The sequence below is a fragment of the Streptococcus sp. S1 genome, assembly GCF_034137685.1.
Taxonomy (GTDB): Bacteria; Bacillota; Bacilli; order Lactobacillales; family Streptococcaceae; genus Streptococcus; species Streptococcus dentalis.
In genome coordinates this window covers 808,729-831,524 of the sequence record NZ_CP139418.1, presented here as the reverse complement: position 1 = coordinate 831,524, position 22,796 = coordinate 808,729, and the positions used below count along the sequence as shown (strand labels likewise).

Here is a 22,796-nt window from a genome sequence, read left to right as displayed (position 1 = left end):
ATTTATTTTTTCTACAATTATGCGCAATTCAGAAAAATATCGATTCGATGACATGGATTTTATAGAATGAATCAAAAAAAGATTGAAGACTTTTCTCTTCAATCCTTTATCTAATTAGCGTTTGTATTGTTTCAAGAAACGAGTCATTTTTTCTTGAATTTGAGCCAACTCATCGACACGTGGAAGGTAAACGATCCGGAAGTGATCTGGATCTTTCCAGTTAAAGCCGCGGCCATGAACCAAGAGAATTTTTTCTTGCTTCAAGAACTCTAAAACAAATTGTTCATCATCATCCACGCGGTACATGTCCCGATCAATCTTAGGGAAGATATAGAGACCAGCCTTTGGCTTAACAGCTGAGAGGCCTGGAATATCATTGATGGCTTTGTAGATAAAATTGCGTTGTTCGTAGATTCGACCACCTGGAAGCAAGAGTTCATCCACTGATTGGTAGCCTCCAAGAGAGGTTTGCACAACATGTTGAGACAAAACATTTGAACAAAGACGCATATTGGACAACATGTTCAAGCCTTCAATATAGCCCTTCACATGATGCTTCGGACCAGACAGAACCATCCAACCAACACGGAAACCGGCAATCCGGTGAGATTTTGACAAGCCATTCATACTTACACAGAAGAGATCAGGTGCTAAGCTTGCAATAGCCGTGTGTTTTTCACCATCCATGACCAAGCGATCGTAAATTTCATCTGCGAAGATAATCAAGTTATTTTGGCGAGCGATCTCCACAATCTCAAGCAGGATCTCATCTGGATAGAGGGCACCTGTTGGGTTATTCGGGTTGATAACAACGATAGCTTTAGTGTTTGAGGTGATTTTCGACTTGATATCCTCGATATCTGGGTACCAGTTTGCTTCTTCATCACAAAGATAGTGAACCGCATTCCCACCAGCTAGGCTGACAGCTGCTGTCCAAAGAGGATAGTCCGGCATGGGAACTAAGACCTCATCCCCATTGTCGAGCAGTCCTTGCATCGACATGACGATCAGCTCACTTACTCCATTCCCAAGATAAATATCATCAATATCCACATTTGGAATTCTTTTCAACTGGCAATACTGCATAATGGCCTTGCGGGCTGAAAAGATTCCTTTTGAATCCGAATAGCCTTCACTATCACGCGCATTCATGATCAAATCATGGATGACTTCATCTGGAGCTGTAAAGCCAAATTCAGCAGGGTTCCCTGTATTCAAACGAAGAATTTTTTCTCCATTTGCTCGCATGCGCATGGCTTCTTCCAAGACTGGACCACGAATATCGTAAGCGACATGTTCGAGTTTGCTTGATTTATTATATTCCTTCATATTCTGCCTCGATTCACGAAATTATCTCTATTATACCACTAGTTCAAATAGAGTACAAACCGAGGACTTTAAAAATTCAGCAAAAATATAGCAGAAAAACGAGACTTTACCTTTACATTCTGCCCTAAAAGGGATAAAATATAAGTGTATAAGGAATAGGATTCCTTTCTATTCTATCCATGTTTTCAAGCTATAAGGAGGTAGGATTATGTCTCAAAAATACGAAAACATTATGGTCGCTGTCGACGGTTCCCATGAAGCAGAATTAGCCTTTGAAAAAGGGGTTAATGTTTCTCTTCGCAACGGCTCTAAATTGACCATTGTCCACGTCATCGATACCCGTGCCCTTCAAAGCGTCTCAACTTTTGATGCTGAGGTCTACGAAGAATTGCAAGAAGAAGCCAATGAATTGCTCAAAGGCTACCAGGAACGTGCTGAAAAAGTCGGCGTTCAAAATGTTGCGACTGTTGTAGAAATGGGAAATCCAAAGGTCCTCTTGGCTAATGATATCCCAAGTAAAGAAGGGGTTGACCTTATTATGGTCGGAGCTACCGGACTCAATGCCTTCGAACGGTTAATGGTCGGATCCTCCTCAGAATATATCCTTCGCCACGCTAAAGTAGACTTACTAGTGGTACGTGATAAGGATAAAACCATGTAAGAAAGAAAAAGTTTGGAACAAAAGTTCCAAACTTTTTTAGTTGTCTTTTTTTGCTTCTTTTTGTTTTGCATGTTTTTCGTAGGCCTTGAGCTGGCGATCGAGTTCTTTTTTGATGGCTGGTTCCGGGGCGTATTTTTCTTCCCAATCATCTGGCTTCAGAATTTTGTGGCTTACTGGATCAAAGTGCGCCTTTCCATCTGGGAAAATCTTGCCCATATTGGCCCGATGAACAATCTCAAAGACCTCTTCAGGATCAACTCCCATTAGAACAAAGCTACCATAAGTCAGATATAAGGTATCGATTAAGGCATCAACCTGCCCCACCATGGAAATTTCAGCTGGATGCTTGCTACGAACCTTATCTGCAGCCTTATCCAAAGCTTCGTGAAGGGCTGCTACCGAGCGATCGAATTCTTCCTCACTTGAGCTAGCTGCTCGGACAAATTCCACTAATTCCTCTTGCTTGAACATGGTCCGATAGAGGGCATCTTGGGGTTGCCAGACAACTGGTTTCTCCTGGGTTTTCCCATCCATCACTCCATGGAAGGTTTTGACCTTATTGAAGTGATCATCCTTAGAAAGAAAGAGTTCTTTCTCTGAGAGAATACCAAAGTGCTGTAGGGCCTTTTGAATGCCATCCTTGTCATTGCTGGTCGTGGTATGCTTGGCAATCGCCTTAACACTTGTCGTCCCATTTCCCATCGCAATAGACAAGCCAACACCTGAAAGCATCTCTAAGTCATTATCAGAATCTCCAAAAGCCATCACTTCATCGATGTCAAAGCCAAATCCCTGACCAACGATGCGGATCCCTTCTAACTTGGAAATCCCTGGGTTGAGGACATCTGCTGCAAATGGGCTAGACCGCGTGAATTTCAGATGTGGAAACTCTTTTTCAATTTTTGCAGTCTCTTCTGGACTCGATAAGATCAACACTTGGTAGATTGGTTCTTGCGCTAGTGCATAGAGGGTATCCTGATCTTGTGGGATGACCTTGCTAACCACTTTGTTAAATCCTCGACTGACTGTACGGGCCATTTTGCGGGGCACAAAACGACTAGACCAGGTTGAAATAGGACTCATCCCAAAACTCATGATCCGAGAACCAAATACCCCATCCTTGGTACCGAGAGCAATTTCCTTACGGTGTTCTCGAGCATAGTCAATTAGTTGGTGCAGACTCTTTTTATCGATTGGGCTAGTATACAGCACGCGGTCCTTGGTCAAAATATACTGACCATTATAGGTCACTGCAAAATCAAAACCATAGCGTTCCATAAACGGTTTGACAAAGGCCGGTCCCCGCCCTGTCGCAAGGCCTACATAGATCCCTTCTTCCTTTAAAGACTGAATGGCTTTTTCTGTTGATTTTAGGACCGCTCGACTATCATTAACCAAGGTTCCATCGATATCAAAAAAGACTGCTTTTATTTCCATGTCTACTGTTTCTTTCTTTTTATGATAAAATAAATTATATCACATATTCCAAGGAGCTTCACATGTTTAAGAAAATTTTAGCACTACATACCGGAGGGACCATTTCGATGGCAGCAGATGACTCTGGGGCAGTGATTACCAATGAAGTCAATCCCATGACCCAAGTTACTTCACCAATTGAAGGAATTGCAGTCACCTCGGAGGACTTCTTCAACCTTCCCAGCCCTCAAATGACCCCCCGTCACATGTTAGCCCTATATCAAAAAATCAAAGAGGAAGCTCACAACTATGATGGCATCGTTATTACCCACGGGACAGATACGCTGGAAGAAACGGCTTATTTCTTGGATACCATGAAGTTACTCGAGATCGCTGTGGTCATTACAGGAGCTATGCGAAGCTCCAACGAGCTCGGAAGCGATGGTGTCTACAATTTTCTGACAGCCCTTCGAGTAGCTGCCGATCCGAAAGCACGCGATAAAGGTGTCTTAGTCGTCATGAACGATGAAATTCATGCGGCTAAGTACGTCACCAAAACCCATACCACAAATGTCAGCACCTTTCAGACACCAACCCACGGCCCACTGGGGTTGGTCATGAAAAAGGAAATCCTCTTCTTTAAAACAGCCGAGCCAAGGGTGCGCTTTGATCTCGAAACCATCGATGGTTTCGTTCCGATCATTGCTACCTACGCAGGGATGAAAACCGATCTGCTAGACATGCTGGATCTTTCAAAGCTCGATGGCCTCATTATCGAAGCCTTTGGAGCAGGAAACATCCCTAAAGAAACGGCACATAAACTCCAAGAATTCATGGATGCAGGCCTTCCAATCGCTTTAGTATCCCGTTGCTTCAATGGAATCGCTGAACCCGTCTACGCATATGAAGGAGGAGGCGTCCAACTCCATCAAGCAGGTGTCTTTTTCATCAAAGAATTAAATGCCCCCAAAGCACGCATCAAACTCCTCATCGCCCTCAATGCCGGCCTAAAAGGACAAGAACTCAAAGACTATATCGAAGGGTAAAATAAGATACAAAGGGCATAGCGGATACAGTCAAAATAGGGAATACGACGAAGAATCCAAAAGATTCTAGGAGGATTCATCTTTTTGACACAATCCGCAGCCCGTGTTCAGTTAATAAGATACAAAGCCCGTAAAATGCAATCTTAAAGGGAGTAGAGTGGAATCCAAAGAATTTCCACTCTACTCCCTTTTTATATGTTAGTCTAAATGTTCTTTCTTTTCTAAGTAAAGCGAGAGCAAATGCCAATCGGGGTGTTCGCGCCAATCTGGCGTTGCTACAATCTTGCTGGCGACTTTCCGCGCTTCTTCCAGAATGGGATAATCTTCTACCAAATCCGCCACTTGAAATTCTGGAATCCCAGATTGACGGGTTCCAAAGATTTCACCTGAACCTCGCATTTTCAAATCTTCTTCCGCCAGCACAAACCCATTGGTTGTCTCTGTCATGATTTTCATGCGCTGCTTGCCACTATCTGTCTTAGGATTGGCTACTAGAATAGCATAGGATTGCTTGTTTCCCCGACCAACCCGACCTCGAAGCTGGTGAAGCTGGCTAAGACCAAACCGATCTGCATCCATAATGACCATAACGGTTGCATTGGGTACGTTGACTCCTACTTCAATAACGGTCGTAGACACCAAAACATCAATGTGGTGCTCTTTAAAGGACTGCATGATAGCATCTTTTTCTTCACTTTTCATCTTCCCGTGAAGAAGAGAAACGCGTGCTCGCTGACCAAAGAAGGCCTCTAGCTCTTCTTGGAGGGCAAGGGCGTTTTTCAAATCTAGCGCCTCTGACTCTTCAATCAATGGAGAAATAAAATAAGCTTGAGAACCTTTGCCAAGTTCTTTGACTAACCAGTCGAGGACCACTTCTAACTGCTCATGCTTGACCCAACGTGTGATGATTTCCTTTCGTCCAGCAGGCATCTGGTCAATGATGGACACATCCATATCTCCAAAGGCTGTAATAGCCAAGGTCCGGGGAATAGGGGTAGCCGTCATCATCAGGACGTCTGGATTTTGTCCTTTTTCTCGAAGGATACGGCGCTGGGAAACCCCAAAACGGTGCTGTTCATCAATAATGACCAAGCCTAGATCTTGGTAGTGAACTCCCTCTTGAATCAAGGCATGTGTCCCCACAATCAGTTGAGCTGTTCCTGAGGCGATCTCTTCTATGACTTCTCGTTTCTCAGCCGCCTTTAATCCTCCTGTTAAAAGGGCAATTGGCAAGTCAGGAAAAAGATTTTGCAAGCTTTCCTTGTGTTGCTCTGCCAAAATCTCCGTTGGAACCATCAAGGCTGCTTGCTTCCCAGCGCTTAAGGCTGCATACATGGCAAGACCGGCCACGACTGTCTTCCCGCTTCCCACATCCCCTTGCAAGAGGCGGTTCATATGATAAGAAGAAGCCATATCTGTCAAGATTTCATTCAAGCTGTTTTCTTGAGCTTGCGTTAGCTCAAAGGGAAGCTGTTTTTTTCGTTCTGCTAATTTTTCTGGATTCCAGGCCAAGGAAATCCCTTGGCTGGCATCGTGATTTTCTTCTTTTAGCACTTGGAGTTGCAGCTGGAAAAAGAGGAGCTCTTCAAATTTTACCCGGCGAAGAGCTTGCTTGTACTCTGCCAGATCCTTAGGAAAATGCATAGCTTGTACTGCTTGGGAACGAGACATGAGTTGATAACGCTCTCGTAAGATTTGGGGTACATTCTCTTCTAAAAGCTGCTCCAAACCCTGGTCGAATGCTATTTTGATCAATTTCACCAGGCTGTTTTGGCTGACTCCTTGCGTCACTCGATAGACTGGCTGCAAATCATCTTCCACTTGAGCCAGGAGCTTCATTCCTGTCAAACTCCCCTTGGCCTTGTCCCATTTCCCAAAAATCGCCACTGTCTGCTGGACCTCGATTTTATCTGCTAGATAGGGTTGGTTAAAAAAATTAACCGCAATCACTTGGTCTCCCTGTTTGATCGAAAAACGCAAGCGGTTTCGTTTGTAGCCATAATATTGAACATTGGCTGGTGTTGCTACCACCCCAGAGATGACGGCTTTTTCCCCATCTTCTAACTCTAAAACATTGCGCGTTTTGAAGTCTTCATAACGAAAGGGGAAATACAAGAGCAGATCTTCTAAGGTTTCAATTCCTAACTTTTTAAATTTTTCCGCCGATTTTGGACCGACTCCAGGCAGTACGGATAAGGGTTGGTGTAGATTCATTTCTCCTCCTTTCTTTTATAAAAAAGCAGGTCCATCCGGGAAAATCCCACCTGCTTCTTCTTATTCTTCACCTGTATAGTCACGAGGAATTCGATCACTCAAAAGACAGACCACTTCATAATTAATGCTACCACGGTAATCCGCAACCTCTGTTGCCGTGATTTCTTTCTCGTCCTCTCGTCCAATCAGGGTAACCTTGGTCCCCAGAGGCAATTCTTCGGTAAGGCGAACCGTTACCTGGTCCATCGAAACGCGACCAACAATGGGACAATAATCCCCCTTAATCAGCACATGGAAATTTTGCATCTCTCGGATCCAGCCATCCGCATAGCCAATAGGAATCGTCCCAATCCATTGGGGTTCTTCCGTCGTATAGGTTGCGCCATAGCCAATATCTTGACCAGCTTCTAACTGTTTCACATGAACTAACTCACTCACCAAACTCAAGGCTGGCTTGATTTCATAAGGCAAGGCTAGCACAGAACCACTGGGATTCAAGCCATACATGACATCTCCCAAGCGAACAGCCGTGAAAATCGTATCCGCATGCCACAAAGAGGTGGCAGAATTACTCGCATGGACAATGAGAGGAAGGGTTTCAAGAGCAGCCAATACTTCTTTGAAAAATTGGTATTGCGCTTGGAATTTTCGATCATCTGCTTCATCTGCTGTCGCAAAATGAGTAAAGATTCCTTCAATTTCAGCTCCAGCTGCCAAGAGGAGGCGTTCAGCCTCTTTGATCTCTTCGATCCTTCGGAATCCTATCCGCCCCATTCCTGAATCCACCTTGATATGGACCTTCAATCCTGAAAGATCAGCTTCTTCTCCAAGCAATTGATCCAACCAAGCAAGACTAGCCACCGTTAAGCGGATATCATGCTTTTTAGCTAGATTCACTGTTTCACTTGGCACAACTCCCAAAATTAAAATAGGGTGTTGCAAGCCTTCTTCACGGATTTCTATGGCTTCATCCATATTGGAAACACAAAAACCATCTACCTGAGGTGCCAATTTTTTGGTCACCGCAACGACCCCATGACCATAGGCGTTGGCCTTGACGACTGCATATTTCAAAGCTTTGGTCGGAATATGCTCACTGACTTGTTGCACATTAAAGGCAATGGCATCCAAATCGACTTTTGCAACAGTTGGTCTATGTTTACTTGCTTTCATTTTCTTCCTCCAAAATGACACTGGTCGACACTAGGTCTCCCTTGTGACTGATCGAAACCCATACCTTCCCAGAAAAAGGAGACTTGGAAAAATAGGGAGCTCCGTGGGCATCATTTAAAATTTCTAACTCTTGAAAACCAACTGGTCCAATCCCTGTTCCCATTGCCTTTGAAAAGGCTTCTTTGACGGACCATCGGCCCGTTAAATATTCCATTTTCCGTTTTCCAGACAATTCCTCAAAGCGCTCTCGCTCAGCCTCAGTTAATACTTTTTCAGCGAATCGAGTATTCTTCTGATAGGCTTTTTCAATCGCAGCGATCGATTCGATATCGATGCCATGTCCTTTGATCATCTTGTTTTATCCTTATTTATCGTTTCAGTATCGTTTGACTGACAAAAGAGAAGGGGCTAAAGAATCACTCCTTCCGCCCCTGCCTTTTACTTATTCATCGTTGCAATTTCTTTGACCAAGGCCTGTGTTTTTTCCCAACCCAGGCAAGGGTCTGTGATGGATTGACCATAAACCACTGGTTCATTTTGACGGCCATCTTCTAGATAGGATTCAATCATGAAACCACGAACTAAAGTTGCCAAATCCTTGTTCCAAGCACGGTTCATCATAGTTTCTCTCACGATGCGTACTTGCTCTTCGAATTGTTTGCCAGAATTGTCATGGTTGGTATCCACCAGGATGAAGGGATGTTGTAAGCCCATTTCGCTATAGCGTTTTGCTGCCGCTAGCAAATCTTCATAATGGTAGTTTGGAATATTCTTACCACTTGCATCCAAGCCTCCACGAAGGATAGCATGAGCTAAAGGATTTCCTGATGTTTCCACTGCTTGGGCATTGAACAAAAAGTTTTGGGGATGTTGGGCTGCATAAATCGCATTGAACATGACAGAAAGATTTCCAGAAGTTGGATTCTTCATGCCTGTCGGAGCAGAGATCCCACTAGATACAAAGCGGTGCTCCTGGTCTTCAACTGAACGCGCTCCAATGGCATGATAAGAAATCAAATCCTCAACATACGGAAGACTTGCTGGATAAAGCAACTCATCCGCAGTTGTCAAACCAGTTTCTGTAATCACACGGTAGTGGAGATGTCGAACCGCTTTCAAACCATCCACAAAGCTTGGTGCTGCATGCGTATCTGGTTGGTGCATCAAGCCTTTATAGCCATCCCCATTGGTCCGAGGCTTAGCCGTATAGACCCGTATCACAATGAAAATCTGATCTTTGACTTGCTCTTGCAAGTCTGCCAAACGACGGGCATACTCCATCACAGCTTCTTCATTATCAGAAGAGCAAGGCCCGATCACAAGAAGGATCCGTTGGTCTTTTCCTTTGATAATCGCTTCCAATTCTCGATCACGCGCTTCTTTGCGCTCCAAGGCTGGACCTTCCAAGCGGTAAAGCGAAGTGATCTCTTGCTCATCAATCTTATTGCTCTTCGTAATGAATACCATACGGCCTCCTTATGCTACCTAGACCCATCCTCTTTCTATTTCAGAGGAGCTCTTAAAATTTACGTCCGTGACAGTTTTTAAATTTCTTACCTGAACCACAAGGGCATAAATCGTTGCGTTTCACTTGTGACAAGTCAATATCTGCTGGAATATCTTGTCGTTGCGCTGCAATGTTGCGAGTCGCAGTTGTTGAAATACTGTGTTCCGTACGTGGACGTTCTTGTTCGTGAATTTGGGCTTTCATCATGAGACGAGTCACATCAAATTCAATCGATCCGATCATATCGTTAAACATACGGAAACTTTCTGATTGGTATTCTACCACTGGGTTGTTTTGCGCATACCCACGGAGTCCAACCGCATTTCGCAATTGATCCAAAGCATCGATATGGTCCGTCCACTTGCTGTCCACCACGCGAAGGATCAAGACTTTTTGGAATTCTTGCACAGACTCTTCGTCACGCAATTTCGCTACTTGGCTAGCATAGATTTCTTCTGCACGTGCATACAAGTAATCGATGACTTCCTTGTCAGATTTTCCTTCAATATCGCTTGCAGAAATCGTATCTTCCGGAACCAAATTGTATTTGGCAAAGTTCAAAATCGCTTCGATACGTTCTTCCTTGCTTGAGTGGCTGGCTCCTTCAACAATCCGTTTGATGGTCCGTTTGATCATGGCCTTGATTTCAGGCGCCAAGTCACGGTTAGCTGTGATGACATCATAGCGTTCAGCGTAGATAATTTCCCGTTGTTCCCGCATCACGTCATCGTATTGAAGGACTTGTTTACGAGTATCGTAGTTGTTTCCTTCAACCCGTTTTTGTGCACCCTCTACCTGACGGGTGAACATGTTTGAACGGATAACCGATTCTTCTTCACTCAACTTGAAGCGATCAAGCACTGCTTTGATCCGTTCAGAACCGAAACGGCGCATCAATTCATCTTCAAGAGACAAGTAGAATTGAGATTCACCTGGATCTCCTTGACGTCCTGAACGTCCACGAAGCTGGTTATCGATCCGACGGCTTTCGTGACGTTCTGTCCCGATGACACACAGTCCACCGAGTTCGCGGACACCTTCACCAAGTTTGATATCCGTACCACGTCCGGCCATGTTGGTCGCAATGGTAACAGCGCCACGTTGACCAGCGTTCATGATAATTTGCGCTTCTTTGTAGTGGTTTTTCGCATTCAAAACTTCGTGAGGAACACCTGCTTGAACCAACAATTGAGAAAGGTAATCACTGGTTTCAACGGCAACAGTACCCACGAGGACTGGTTGACCTTTTTCATGACGAGACTTCACATCTTCCACAACAGCCTTGAATTTTGATTTCAAGCTTGGGTAGAGAAGGTCTGGATGATCAATACGGGCAATCGGACGGTTGGTTGGAATTGGAATCACGCGAATGTTATAAATTTCACGGAATTCTTCTTCTTCGGTTTTCCCTGTCCCTGTCATCCCTGACAACTTCTTGTACATACGGAAGAGGTTTTGGTAAGTAATCGATGCAGATGTTTTAGTTTCTTCTTGGACTGGAACACCTTCTTTGGCTTCGATCGCTTGGTGAAGACCATCAGAATAACGACGTCCTTCCATGGTCCGTCCAGTAAATTGGTCGACGATCAAGATTTCTTGATCTTCGCTAACCACATAGTCGATATCCAAAATCATGATGTAGTTTGCACGAAGGGCATTGTCGATAAAGTGAGTCAAAGCTACGTTTTCAATATCGTACAAGTTTTCAAGATTAAAGTAGCTTTCTGCCTTGTCAATACCAGAATCAGACAAACCAATGGTTTTAGAGGGAACATCGATAATGTAATCATCCTCTGTCAAGGTTTTCACATAAGCATCAGCCATGTGATAGAGCTGACTCGTATCAGAAGCTGTCTGACCAGAAACGATCAATGGAGTACGCGCTTCGTCAATCAAGATTGAGTCTACCTCATCGACCAAGGCGTAGTTCAATGGACGTTGAACCATGTTTTCTGCACGCACAACCATGTTGTCACGCAAATAGTCAAATCCGATCTCTGAGTTGGTTGAGTAAGTGATATCACAGAGATAAGCTTCTTTTTTCTCAGCTGGAGATTTCGCTGCAAGGTTGATCCCTACTGAAAGGCCAAGCCATGAGTAAAGTTCTCCCATCTCTGTTGCATCCCGCTCTGTCAAGTATTCATTGACGGTAACAACGTGCACGCCTTTACCAGACAATGCATTCAAGTATACAGGCATGGTAGCTGTCAGAGTTTTTCCTTCCCCTGTACGCATCTCTGGAACGTCACCATGGTGAAGAACGATCCCCCCCATAACCTGTACCTTGTATGGGAACAAACCGAGTACCCGTTTTGCCCCTTCACGAACAACCGCAAAAGCCTCATACAAGAGATCATCTAAAGACTCACCGTCTTGGTAGCGTTGTTTAAACTCAACTGTTTTAGCTTTTAATTCGTCATCTGACAAAGCTGCCATTTGGTTTTCATAAGAAAATACCTTATCAGCCATTTTTTCCAGGCGTTTGATTTCGCCTCGATCATTTTCAATAATTGTTTTTAATAAATTTGCCATTTTTTTCCTTACTTTGAATCTTTTAAAATTTAAAACGTTCTTTTTATTCTAGCATTTTTTTAATATTTTTTCAAGATCAATGCTGTATCCTACAGGACATTTTAATAATTTTTTTCGTGTTGAAGGATTCAAAAAAATGCCTGCTAAAGCAGACATCTTTTCTTTGTTCGATGTTTATTCAGACAAATGGTAAGAATAGCTTGCTACAACCACTTCTTCATGCCAACGAAGAGCGTACTTCAATTTCAAACTCATCTGGTTGTGGAGAACATTTTGCCAATGTTTTTTAGGAATAAATTGAGGGACTAAGACTGTAACAGTATTCCCCTTTTTCTTAGCTTCCTCAGCTACTTTCGCAACAAATTCAACCGTTGGCTGGATAATATCCCGGTAACTCGTCATGACATTTTCAAAGCGAATATGAGGGAAATAATGCTTAAATTCTTCTGCTACCTCAGCATCTTTGGCCTTGGTTTCTTCCGTTGAGACGTGCATGGCTACAACATCGTTTCCTAGGCTGTTTGCATAACTCATAGCTCCCACACTTACCTGAGTGACATTCCCAACAAGGACAATCACGGTATTGCCCGCATAACTTGTCTTTTCGATCTGACCTCCCAAGCGCAATTGGGCCGCAACTTTATCATAGTGATTACGGATGCTCAAGAACATCCAAAGCAAGAGACCAATGATAGGGAAGAAGGGCCAGATCTCACGCAAACGGAATAATAAGAGGATCAAGACAATCCCATAACAGATGGCTGCCCCCAGGATATTGGCAAGCGAATACTTAAGAAATCCTTTTTGATATTGGCGTTTCCAGTGGATCACCATCCCTGTTTGAGAAAGTGCAAAAGGAATGAAGACCCCAATGGTATAAAGCGGAATCAAGCTTTCTGTTTGTCCATCAAAAATCAAGAGCAAGACGATCGCACCAATCGCCAAGGTCAAAATCCCATTAGAATAGCCCAGACGATCCCCTTTTTCCATATACATGTGGGGCATGTATTTATTTTTAGCCATGTTAAAGGCCAACATTGGAAAGGCGGAGAAGCCAGTATTAGCCGCAACTGCCAAGATCAAGGCTGTTGATAATTGGAAGACATAAAAGAAGGCTTGTCCGACTGGGGAATTCCCTAAGATAGCTTGGGCCATTTGGGCTAGAGTCGTTACCCCTTTTGTCGGAACGACACCCACCCAGTAATTGAGGAAGGTAATCCCTGCAAACATGATCCCCAAAATCAAAGCCATAATGGTCAAGGTAGAGGCTGCATTCTTTGCTTCTGGTTTCTTAAAGAAAGGAACCGAATTGGAGATGGCTTCAACCCCTGTTAGTGAAGCCGATCCACTCGTAAAGGCCCGCAACAAGAGAATGACACTAACCCCTGAAATAGTTTGACCCACATGAGCAGTTGCGTTATAGGCTAAGTGACCCGTCAAGATTTGGATCACACCATAGCCGATCAAGGCAATAGTACTGACAATGAAAAGGTAAACCGGAATCATCAATGATGTGGCCGATTCGCGCAGTCCCCGAAGGTTCATCAACATCAAGATCAAGACCAACAAAATGGAAATGTGAAGATTATAAGGATGAAGAGATGGAATCGCTGACGTAATGGCATCTGCACCGGAAGACACAGATACTGCTACTGTCAGCATGTAGTCAACCAAGAGACTACCACCAGCGATCAAACCCGCTTTCGGAGACAAGTTCTCCGTAGTTACCATATAGGCTCCTCCCCCTTGGGGGTAGGCATGAATGACCTGGCGATAAGAAATCGTTAAACTGGCTAGGAGAACCAGGACCACAATCCCAATTGGAATAGACCACCAAATGGCTCCCGCTGAAACGGTCATCAAGACCAGGATAACTTGCTCTGGACCGTAGGCGATAGAAGAAAGCGCGTCACTAGAGAGCATAGCCAAGGCCTGCATTTTCCCTAGCAATCCGCCTTCACCTTCTGCACCAGATTTCAACGGACGGCCAATAAACCATTTTTTCAATGTTGAAAACATAAAAAACTCCTTGAAAAAAGTTCATGAGGCCGGGAATTCCCTGCCTCTTTTCATAAAACAGGGGTTATTCTACTCCTTTTTTTCAAGACTGTCAACTGAAATTGTGAAATATTCATAAAGTTTTCATTGTGTTCATTTATCCAACCTCTCTTAGATCGGTCCGCTTCTTTTCAAATTAATTCAAGCAAAAAACGAGGCTGGGACAAAAATCCTAGCCTCTCAATTATTTTTGGATTGTCGAGCAAGACGCAGTGGTTGAGTGGGCTCTACTACGCTGTTTTCATCAGCTTTTACAGCCCTACTCAACTGTGCGGAGGTGGGACGACGAAATCGAATTCTAACGAATTACCGATTTCTGTCCCACTCTCACTTTTTTATTTTGCTTGATTTTCGACATAAAAGGAAATGACATCCGAAGTGTACTGGGCTGTGCCAGCTCCAAACTTGTCGATGTTTTCCTTGAATTCTGGATTATAGACATAGCCTTTGCCGATATGGCCAAAAACCTCTATAGAGCATTCAAATCCATACGTTCGAATCGCATCTAAAAGTTTGGCGGCTTGATCTTGGTTTTCCGATGCTGTTACTGGCAAACCAGCCTGGAGGTTTTTCGCCAAGACTTGGAAAACTTGATTAAAGGCTCCTGTCGCCTCCTCTTCTCGACCTTTTTGACGTTCAAGCGCTTGATCCATGACTTCTTGACCGTACTTCTCTACCGCCTCTTGCTGGTATTTTTGAGTATCTTGGTAGCTAAATCCAGTAAATTTTTCCTCAATAGTCATTTTTCTTTCTCCTTTTTGTTCTTGAATAGTTTTTTGCAAGGTAGAAATCAAGGTATCCAGACGCTGTCTTTCTTGAGTCAAATAGTCCAACTGTTTGGTCAAATGGGGCAATAAGTTAGATTTTTCTTCGGCCAAGAGTTCTGCTATTTGATCTAAGGAAAATCCTAGATACTTGTAGTAGAGAATCACCTGTAATCGTTCTAAATCTTCTTGACTGTATGTCCGATAACCATTTTCAGATTTCACAGGGACGAGAAGTCCTATCTTGTCATAGTAGTGCAAGGTCTTGACAGAGACACCCGACAGCTCTGCAGCTTCTTTGATATGGTACATGATTTCCTCCTTACAAGGATAGTATAATCCCTCCCCTTAGGTCAGAGTCAAGACTTAACATAATAATTGTTTTCAGATAAAAAAGGCTTGAGTTGTTTCACAACTTTTAACTCAAACCCTTTCTTTTTATGGATGACTCACGATCAATTCTAAACCTTGCCCTCCCAAAGTCCAAGATTCAACATCGCTCGGTAGGATAAAGTGGCTTCCTTTTTGAATAGGATAATCCTTTCCATCTACCGTCAATTTCCCTTCTCCGGCTATGACGCTCAATAAGCTGTAATCAGCAGTCTTTTCAAAATCAGCTTTTCCAGTCAGTTCCCACTTATAAACAGTGAAGAAATCACTGGCAACCAAGGTGGTCATTCGAAGGTCATCGATGACAACTGTATCTGGATGGCTATTGGCAGGCTCACCGATGTTTAACACATCAATCGATTTTTCCAAGTGAAGTTCCCGCAAGTTTCCTTGAGCATCCTTGCGGTCAAAATCATAAACCCGGTAGGTGGTATCACTCGACTGTTGGGTTTCAAGAATCAAAATTCCAGAACCAATGGCGTGCATGGTCCCACTTGGCACATAGAAGAAATCTCCAGCCTTGACAGGAACCTTTGTTAACAAGGCATCCCAGTTTTTATCTTCGATTTGCTGGCGGAGTTCTTCTTTTGACTTGGCATTGTGTCCATAGATAATCTCAGATCCTTCATCAGCCGCAATCACATACCAACACTCAGTTTTTCCAAGTTCTCCTTCATGTTCCATTGCATAGGTATCATCTGGGTGCACCTGTACACTGAGCCAATCGTTGGCATCCAAAATCTTTGTTAATAAAGGAAAGACAGGCTCTTTACGATTCCCGAATAATTCCCGATGCTCTTGATAGAGCTGGTCCAATCCCATTCCTTCGTATGGACCATTGGCTACTTTAGAAACTCCATGTGGATGGGCTGAAATCGCCCAAAATTCACCGACATGGTCGCTCGGAATTTCGTAACCAAATTCTTCTTTCAGACGAGTTCCTCCCCAAATTTTTTCCTGCATGACTGAATGTAAAAATAATGGTTGTCCCATAATATCCTCCTCGCATTTCATGTTTCTATTATACAAAAAAAAGAAAGTTTTTGAAAGCCCTTTCTATTATTTTCCTCTCTCGCCAGAAACTTTATTTTTGTGTATAATGAAGGGGATGACACTAAAAGAAAACATTATCCAACTGGCGCATTCTATTGGGATTTCAAAAATTGGATTTACAACTGCTGATGACTTCGCTTATTTGGAAAAATCGCTCCGCTTGGCCGTTGAGGAAGGACGGAATTCTGGATTCGAGCATAAGAATATTGAAGAGCGCATCCAACCCAAATTAAGTCTCTCCTCCGCAAAGACCATCATCTCAATCGCTGTCGCCTACCCCCACAAACTCAAGCAACAACCTCAAAAAACTGCCTATAAAAGAGGAAAATTCACACCCAACAGCTGGGGATTAGACTACCATTATGTCCTTCAAGACAAGCTCAACCGCTTAGCTGCTGGGATTGAAGAAATGACGCAGGATTTTGAATACAAGGGCATGGTCGATACTGGAGCACTGGTTGATACGGCTGTCGCCCGACGAGCTGGGATTGGCTTCATCGGAAAAAATGGTTTGGTCATTTCAAAAGAATTCGGTTCTTACATGTTTCTGGGTGAATTGATTACCAACCTCGAAATCGAACCAGATCAGCCTGTCGACTATGGTTGTGGAGACTGTCGGCGTTGTTTAGATGCTTGCCCAACCTCCTGTTTAATCGGGGATGGCTCTATGAATGCCAAACGCTGTTTGTCCTTCCAAACCCAAGACAAGGGCATGATGGACCTAGAATTTCGTAAGAAAATTAAAACGGTCATCTATGGATGTGATATTTGTCAGATTAGTTGCCCTTATAACAAAGGGTTAGATAATCCCTTGGCAACAGAAATCGATCCTGATCTAGCTCATCCAGAGTTGATTCCCTTTATAGAACTATCCAACGGACAATTTAAAGAAAAATTCGGGAACGTTGCTGGAAGTTGGCGAGGCAAGAATATCCTCCAGCGCAATGCCATCATTGCATTAGCCAATGCCAATGACCGCTCGGCCATCCCTAAGCTCCTGAACATCATCGAAACTTCACAAAATCAGATCCATATTGCAACAGCTATCTGGTCTTTAGGGCAACTGCTTCGTGAAGTCACGCCGGACCTTGTTGAGCTCTTACGGAATATCAAACATCCGACGGACGCTATCATAGAAGAACGAACTGCTTTCTTTGAAAAATTCGGTGTTCGAGCTGATCCAGAACTACAATGAAAAAACACTAAGGTTGTAACCTTAGTGTGAGGGCGTATACAAATTGCTATTTTATACAAATCTATTAACTTCTGTAAAAATAAAAAAAATTATTCGTTAGAATTATTCAATCATCAACTGAAACTTTCCGACGTGAGAAAAGCTCTTGAAACTATTCAGTTTCAAGAGCTCGGGAGTTTTGAGAGTAAAACAGTTCGGGGAACTGTTTTAGCCAGAGTCCAAAAATTGAAAAGCGAAGGGGCTCAAAACTAAGTCATGGAACTTCTTCGAAGTTCGCTGTCGTCCGTACTCACCTAAGGAAAGTTTCTAAAATGACTTTGTCATCAAGCTGACACTAAGGTTGTATCCTTAGTGTTTTTTTAGTTCCTTCAAGAAATACCAACTACCCATCTCTACTTGATTAAAGCTAATCTCACTTGAATAGACTTCCTTGTAACCATTTTTCGTGTAAAAATAGACATTTCCTTTGGTATTGGTATAAAAGGCTAGTTTTTTTCCTTGGATCTCTTCCAAGAAAGGCTCAATTCCTTCTGTCATAAAGCGACTGCCATAGCCCTGCCGTTGGTGTTTAGGGGCGACTGCGAGAAGCATCAAATACCAATCAAAATCTACATTTTGCTCCAATTCCTTATCCGTGTCCTCCATAAATTTCAAATAGGACAAGATATTCTTCAAGGAGATAAACTTGAGCAACCCGATTCCTCCATTCAAAAGATAGAGCCGAAAAGGAATCGGTCCCTTTTGCAACAAGGCAACTGCATAAATTTCAGTATTTTTTTCTGCTACAAGGCAAATATGGTGCTTAAAAAAAATCCTTACTAAGATGCGCATCATTTTTTCAACAAAAACAGGGTATTGTTTCAGATCCCGAACCAAATCCTTGATAACTTTTAAAAATAGATAGTCCTCAAAGGCTGTACTGGCTACTCGAACCACCTGATCCAGATCTGCTTTTTCTGCTTTTCTGTACTTCATCTTCTCTCCTCATTCAAGTCCTCCTTCCAGTATACACTATCACTCGCTCTTGAACAAAGGTCAATTTTCAGAAATTTGTTCATTTAAAGTAGCAAAAAGAGTTCGCCCCAGATGAGTCCTAATACCCACGCGGCGAAGACATCCTTAGGATAATGAACCCCTCCGAGAATTCGGACAAGGGCTAATAGAAGAGATAGGAGCATCGAGCACATTCCTAGCGGAAGCGACAACTGACAGACACACATGGAGATAATAGTCGCCGAAAAAACATGTCGGCTAGGAAAGGAATGACCGGATGAATTTTTGTCTAATAATGGTTGAATCTCCCATTTTTCATACGGTCTCGGAACATTGACCCAATGACGAAAGAGGCTAAACAAGACAAAACCTGAAGCAGGAATCCAGATAAAAGGCCAGATTCCTCCAAGCGAAGTTTTCTTAAAAAATAGCCAACAAAAGACTAGACTGTAGATGACTGGCATGGCGAACGTCAAGATTCGATTCATCCTTTGAAGAACCTGCACACGATGTGGTTTTCTCGTAAAAGGCAAGGTTAGCCAACGATAAAATTTCGAATAATCTTGAAGATTGGGCATCATGTTGGCACTCCTATCTGTCATCTCATTTTTGTACTACTAGTATACGCGATCCTAAGAAAACCTGTCAAGTACGGTTCCTTTTTTATTGTCTCTTTCTTCTTTTTCTATACAACCGCTATTCCTTTTTTTGCTTTTATCAATTTTATGTCTCCAAGAATCGACTTTTCTATCACTTTTTCCTAGTAAAAAATGGAGCCAGATTGACTCCATCCATCACTTCTATATGATAACGCCTTCTAGATGATCCATTTCGTGCTGACAGATCTGGGCTGGAAAACCTGACAAATGAATCGTTTTTGCTTTCCAATTCACATCTCGATAGGCCACTGTCATCTCCTCGTAACGAGTTGTTGACCGACTCCCCACTAAAGATAAACATCCTTCCTCTGTTTGATAAGGCTTTTTCTTTTCAAGGAGAACAGGATTAAACATGATCAGATTTTCATTTCCCATTCGAATGATAATCGCCCGCTTTTTCACCCCGATCATATTGGCCGCCAATCCTACACACTCAAGAAGATGAGCATTTAAGGTATCCTGCAAATCCAGAGCCAAGGTGCGATCCTCAGGTGTCGCTTCTTCTGACTTTTGACCCAAGAATAAGACATCCTTCACAATATTCTTTTTCATTCCTTCCCTCTCTTCCTTATAGATAGACGAAAGAAACCGAGACAAATCTGTCTCGGTCTCGCTCTTATTTCTAACCTCTAAGAGACAATTGCTACTTATTTTTTAAGCCTCTCGCTCACTTCTTTTGCAAGAACAAAGTTCCCCAAGGTCGCTGAACCATTGCCCGCAACTGCAGGTGTCACAATATAATCTCTCACATCTGGTACAGGGAGGTAACCGTTCAAGAGAGCTGTAAATTTCGTCCGCACACGATCCAGCATATGTTGTTGAGCCATTACTCCTCCTCCAAAGACAATGACGTCTGGGCGGAAGGTAACTGTCGCATTCACTGCTGCTTGTGCGATGTAGTAAGCTTGAATATCCCATACATTGCTGTTGAGTTCAATGTTTTCCCCACGAATACCTGTACGAGCTTCGAGACTTGGACCAGCCGCAAAGCCTTCCAAACAGCCATTGTGGAAAGGACAAACACCCTTGAATTCTTTTTCTACATCCATTGGGTGTTGGGCAACATAGTAGTGACCCATTTCTGGGTGTCCAGCACCCCCGATAAACTCACCACGTTGGATAACACCAGCACCGATCCCTGTTCCGATGGTATAGTAAACCAAGTTTTCGATGTGGCCACCCGCATTATTACGTGCCACCACTTCTCCATAGGCAGAGCTATTCACATCTGTCGTGAAATAGATAGGGACATTCAAGGCACGACGGAAGGCCCCAACGATATCTACATTGGCCCAATTTGGTTTTGGAGTCGTTGTGATAAAACCATAAGTGTTTGAATTTGGATCGATATCAATTGGTCCAAATGAACCAATCGCAAGCCCAACTAGATCCTCAAATTTTGAGAAAAATTCAATACACTTATCAATAGTTTCAATTGGCTTGGTTGTTGGAAATTGTACTTTTTCCACAACATTATAGTTTTCATCACCAACCGCACAAACAAATTTTGTACCGCCAGCTTCCAAACTTCCATATAATTTTGTCATGTTGGCTCCTTTTTTATTATGAAAAATATCCTGTATTTATTATAGCATATTTTATCGTCAACCTTTTTCTCTTCTCTAAAGAAAAAGCACACCTTTTTTGAGAAATAAAATTCAAGGACTGGAGATGATCTGACCAGTCCTTGAGAACTTATTGATTCAATTAAGCTTTGACTTCAATAATCGCATCACCCTTTTCAACAGATCCAGTTGCAACAGGTGTGACAGAGGCAAAGTCAGCTGTGTTAGTGACGATCACCATGGTTGTGTCTTCAAGACCAGCTGCGGCGATTTTCGCTGCATCAAATGTACCAAGGATATCACCAGCTTTCACTTTATCACCTTGAGCTACTTTTTGATCAAATCCTTCCCCGTTCATTGATACGGTATCAATCCCAACGTGGATCAAGATTTCAGCACCATTAGCTGTCTTCAAACCGTAGGCATGACCAGTTGCAAAAGCAATGGTAACTTCCGCATCAGCTGGTGCGTATACAACGCCTTCAGTTGGTTTGATGGCAATCCCTTGTCCCATCGCTCCACTTGAGAAGACAGGATCATTCACATCAGCAAGAGCTACAGAACTACCAACGATAGGTGAGATGATCGTTTCATCTTGAAGAGATGCAGGAACATTTCCAGTTGTTTCTTCTTCAATAATTGCACCAGCTTCTTTATCCTCTGCAGGAACTGATGAAGCTTCATCTTCATAACCAAACATATAAGTCAAACCGAAACTTAGTGCAGTTGTAAACACAACCATAAATACATATTTCAATAATTGACCGTTTAGATAAAGAAGTGTACCTGGAATAATTGTAATTCCGAAACCTGTACCAGCAAGATTTAACATAGATGCAATCCATCCACCTACGGCACCTGCTCCCAAAGCAATAACGAATGGTTTCACATAACGCAAGTTTACACCAAAGATGGCAGGTTCAGTAATACCTAATAGGGCAGAAATAGTTGCAGGGAATGCTAAAGCTTTTACTTTTTGAGATTTAGATTTCACTGCCACTGCTAAAGTAGCTCCAGCTTGTGCAGTCATAGCGGCTGTAATAATTGCATTAAAAGGATCTTTTTTATCCGCAGTAATTAATTGTGATTCAAGAAGATTAAAAATATGATGGACACCAGTAACGACAATCAACTGATGAACACCACCGATAAGCAACCCTGCAAGACCGAATGGTAAATTCAAAATAAATTTAGTTGCATTTAATACATGTTCCTCGATGCTGTGGAAGAATGGACCAATAATAAACAAGGCGAGGAACGACATGACTGTCAATGTGAATAATGGAACCAATAACAAATCTAAGACATCTGGGATTTTCTTATGGAGCCACTTTTCAAGTTTCGCACCGATTAGACCAACGAAGAATGCAGGAAGAACTGAGTTCTGGAATCCAACCACATGATGGAAGATACCAAAGTATGTTGCTGCTTTAGAAGGATCTTCCGCTACAACCCACGCATTTGGAAGTGTAGGACTAACCATCATCAAACCAATTACAATCCCAAGAACAGGATTTCCTCCGAATACTCGGAATGCAGACCATGAAATCAAGGCTGGGAAGAAGGCAAACGCGGTATCAGTTAAAATTGTTGAATAGGTATAAAAATCAGTAGATTTAAATGCATCTGCTGTTGTGCCAAACAAAGCCAAAACCTGGTCTTGAGCAATAGCACCACGAATCCCCATAAACAATCCAGTCGCAACGATCGCTGGTAAAATTGGAACAAAAACATCTCCAAAGGTACGGATCGCGCGTTGGAACCAGTTTCCTTGTTTAGCAGCTTCAGCTTTCATTTCATCTTTTGATGATGTCGGTAAGCCAAGAGCTACTACTTCATCATAGATCTTGTTTACAGTACCAGTACCAAAGATGATTTGGTATTGACCTGAGTTAAAGAAAGCACCTTGTACTTTTTCAATGTTCTCAACAACATCTTTGTTGATTTTTGATTCATCTTTTACCATCACGCGAAGACGAGTCGCACAGTGAGCAACACTGCTAACGTTCTCAACCCCACCGATTGCATCGATGACCTGCTTTGCAATTTCTGTATTTGACATTTTGCAAAAATCTCCTTATTTTTTTGTAATGTAAACGGTTCACCCGTCTCTACGTTTTTAATTGTACCACGTATTAAAAATATGTCAACCGTTTTGCAGGATTTTTTTGAAACTTTTTTGGACTTTTTGGCACCTTTTGATAGTATGAAACTCTTTTCATTTCGAGACATGCCTAAACC

Annotated in this window: 18 protein-coding genes; 3 read left to right on the top strand and 15 right to left on the bottom strand. The window is 42.8% G+C overall.

Annotated elements, in window-relative coordinates; genetic code table 11:
- Positions 1–114: 114 nt before the first annotated feature.
- Positions 115–1,329, bottom strand: coding sequence for a pyridoxal phosphate-dependent aminotransferase (locus SM121_RS03955; RefSeq protein WP_049506033.1), 1,215 nt, complete (start codon positions 1,327–1,329; stop codon positions 115–117).
- Positions 1,330–1,537: 208 nt separating this feature from the next.
- On the opposite strand from SM121_RS03955, the gene SM121_RS03950 reads away from it, so the two are divergent.
- Positions 1,538–1,990, top strand: a complete 453-nt coding sequence (locus SM121_RS03950; RefSeq protein ID WP_003013310.1) for a universal stress protein — start codon at positions 1,538–1,540, stop codon at positions 1,988–1,990.
- A 36-nt stretch (positions 1,991–2,026) separates the two neighbouring features.
- On the opposite strand, the gene SM121_RS03945 is transcribed toward SM121_RS03950, so the two are convergent.
- The gene (locus SM121_RS03945) at positions 2,027–3,427 is read right to left on the bottom strand and encodes a Cof-type HAD-IIB family hydrolase (RefSeq protein WP_320911215.1); all 1,401 of its coding nucleotides are present in this window, start codon (positions 3,425–3,427) and stop codon (positions 2,027–2,029) included.
- Between the two features lie 62 nt (positions 3,428–3,489).
- Between SM121_RS03945 and SM121_RS03940 the strand changes: the two genes are divergently transcribed.
- Complete coding sequence (locus SM121_RS03940) at positions 3,490–4,452, top strand: asparaginase (protein WP_320911214.1); 963 nt, start codon at positions 3,490–3,492, stop codon at positions 4,450–4,452.
- Between the two features lie 198 nt (positions 4,453–4,650).
- Here SM121_RS03940 and recG read toward each other — a convergent pair whose 3' ends face one another.
- The 8 genes from recG to manA form a co-directional block, all read right to left on the bottom strand.
- Complete coding sequence (gene recG, locus SM121_RS03935) at positions 4,651–6,666, bottom strand: ATP-dependent DNA helicase RecG (RefSeq protein WP_320911213.1); 2,016 nt, start codon at positions 6,664–6,666, stop codon at positions 4,651–4,653.
- Between the two features lie 60 nt (positions 6,667–6,726).
- Positions 6,727–7,839, bottom strand: a complete 1,113-nt coding sequence (alr, locus tag SM121_RS03930) for an alanine racemase (RefSeq protein ID WP_320911212.1) — start codon at positions 7,837–7,839, stop codon at positions 6,727–6,729.
- Positions 7,826–8,191, bottom strand: coding sequence for a holo-ACP synthase (acpS, locus tag SM121_RS03925; RefSeq protein WP_270299163.1), 366 nt, complete (start codon positions 8,189–8,191; stop codon positions 7,826–7,828). The genes alr and acpS overlap by 14 nt, the downstream gene beginning before the upstream one ends.
- 86 nt (positions 8,192–8,277) lie before the next feature.
- Positions 8,278–9,306, bottom strand: coding sequence for a 3-deoxy-7-phosphoheptulonate synthase (locus SM121_RS03920; protein ID WP_155126499.1), 1,029 nt, complete (start codon positions 9,304–9,306; stop codon positions 8,278–8,280).
- A gap of 52 nt (positions 9,307–9,358) precedes the next feature.
- Positions 9,359–11,878, bottom strand: a complete 2,520-nt coding sequence (secA, locus tag SM121_RS03915; protein ID WP_155126496.1) for a preprotein translocase subunit SecA — start codon at positions 11,876–11,878, stop codon at positions 9,359–9,361.
- 174 nt (positions 11,879–12,052) lie between these two features.
- On the bottom strand, positions 12,053–13,897 hold the full coding sequence (locus SM121_RS03910) for an APC family permease (RefSeq protein ID WP_320911211.1): 1,845 nt from the start codon (positions 13,895–13,897) through the stop codon (positions 12,053–12,055).
- A 374-nt stretch (positions 13,898–14,271) separates the two neighbouring features.
- Positions 14,272–15,012, bottom strand: coding sequence for a MerR family transcriptional regulator (locus SM121_RS03905; protein ID WP_320911210.1), 741 nt, complete (start codon positions 15,010–15,012; stop codon positions 14,272–14,274).
- A gap of 126 nt (positions 15,013–15,138) precedes the next feature.
- On the bottom strand, positions 15,139–16,083 hold the full coding sequence (gene manA, locus SM121_RS03900; protein ID WP_155126490.1) for a mannose-6-phosphate isomerase, class I: 945 nt from the start codon (positions 16,081–16,083) through the stop codon (positions 15,139–15,141).
- A 115-nt stretch (positions 16,084–16,198) separates the two neighbouring features.
- Here manA and queG point away from each other — a divergent pair, with 115 nt between their 5' ends.
- Positions 16,199–17,338 carry a tRNA epoxyqueuosine(34) reductase QueG gene (gene queG / locus SM121_RS03895; protein ID WP_320911209.1) on the top strand — a complete coding sequence of 380 codons (1,140 nt, stop codon included), beginning with the start codon at positions 16,199–16,201 and terminating at the stop codon, positions 17,336–17,338.
- A 348-nt stretch (positions 17,339–17,686) separates the two neighbouring features.
- Here the strand turns inward: queG and SM121_RS03890 are convergent, their stop codons facing one another.
- From SM121_RS03890 to SM121_RS03870, 5 genes are all read right to left on the bottom strand, one after another.
- Entirely contained in the window at positions 17,687–18,313 is a 627-nt protein-coding gene (locus tag SM121_RS03890; protein WP_155172473.1) for a GNAT family N-acetyltransferase, read from the bottom strand.
- A gap of 83 nt (positions 18,314–18,396) precedes the next feature.
- Positions 18,397–18,912, bottom strand: coding sequence for a phosphatase PAP2 family protein (locus tag SM121_RS03885; protein ID WP_320911208.1), 516 nt, complete (start codon positions 18,910–18,912; stop codon positions 18,397–18,399).
- A 219-nt stretch (positions 18,913–19,131) separates the two neighbouring features.
- Positions 19,132–19,542, bottom strand: a complete 411-nt coding sequence (locus SM121_RS03880) for a peptide deformylase (protein ID WP_270299146.1) — start codon at positions 19,540–19,542, stop codon at positions 19,132–19,134.
- Positions 19,543–19,637: 95 nt separating this feature from the next.
- Positions 19,638–20,537 (bottom strand): fructokinase ScrK, encoded by a 900-nt coding sequence (gene scrK / locus SM121_RS03875; RefSeq protein WP_270299143.1) that lies wholly within the window; start codon positions 20,535–20,537, stop codon positions 19,638–19,640.
- Positions 20,538–20,697: 160 nt separating this feature from the next.
- The gene (locus SM121_RS03870) at positions 20,698–22,617 is read right to left on the bottom strand and encodes a sucrose-specific PTS transporter subunit IIBC (RefSeq protein ID WP_270299140.1); all 1,920 of its coding nucleotides are present in this window, start codon (positions 22,615–22,617) and stop codon (positions 20,698–20,700) included.
- Between the last annotated feature and the right edge of the window lie 179 nt (positions 22,618–22,796).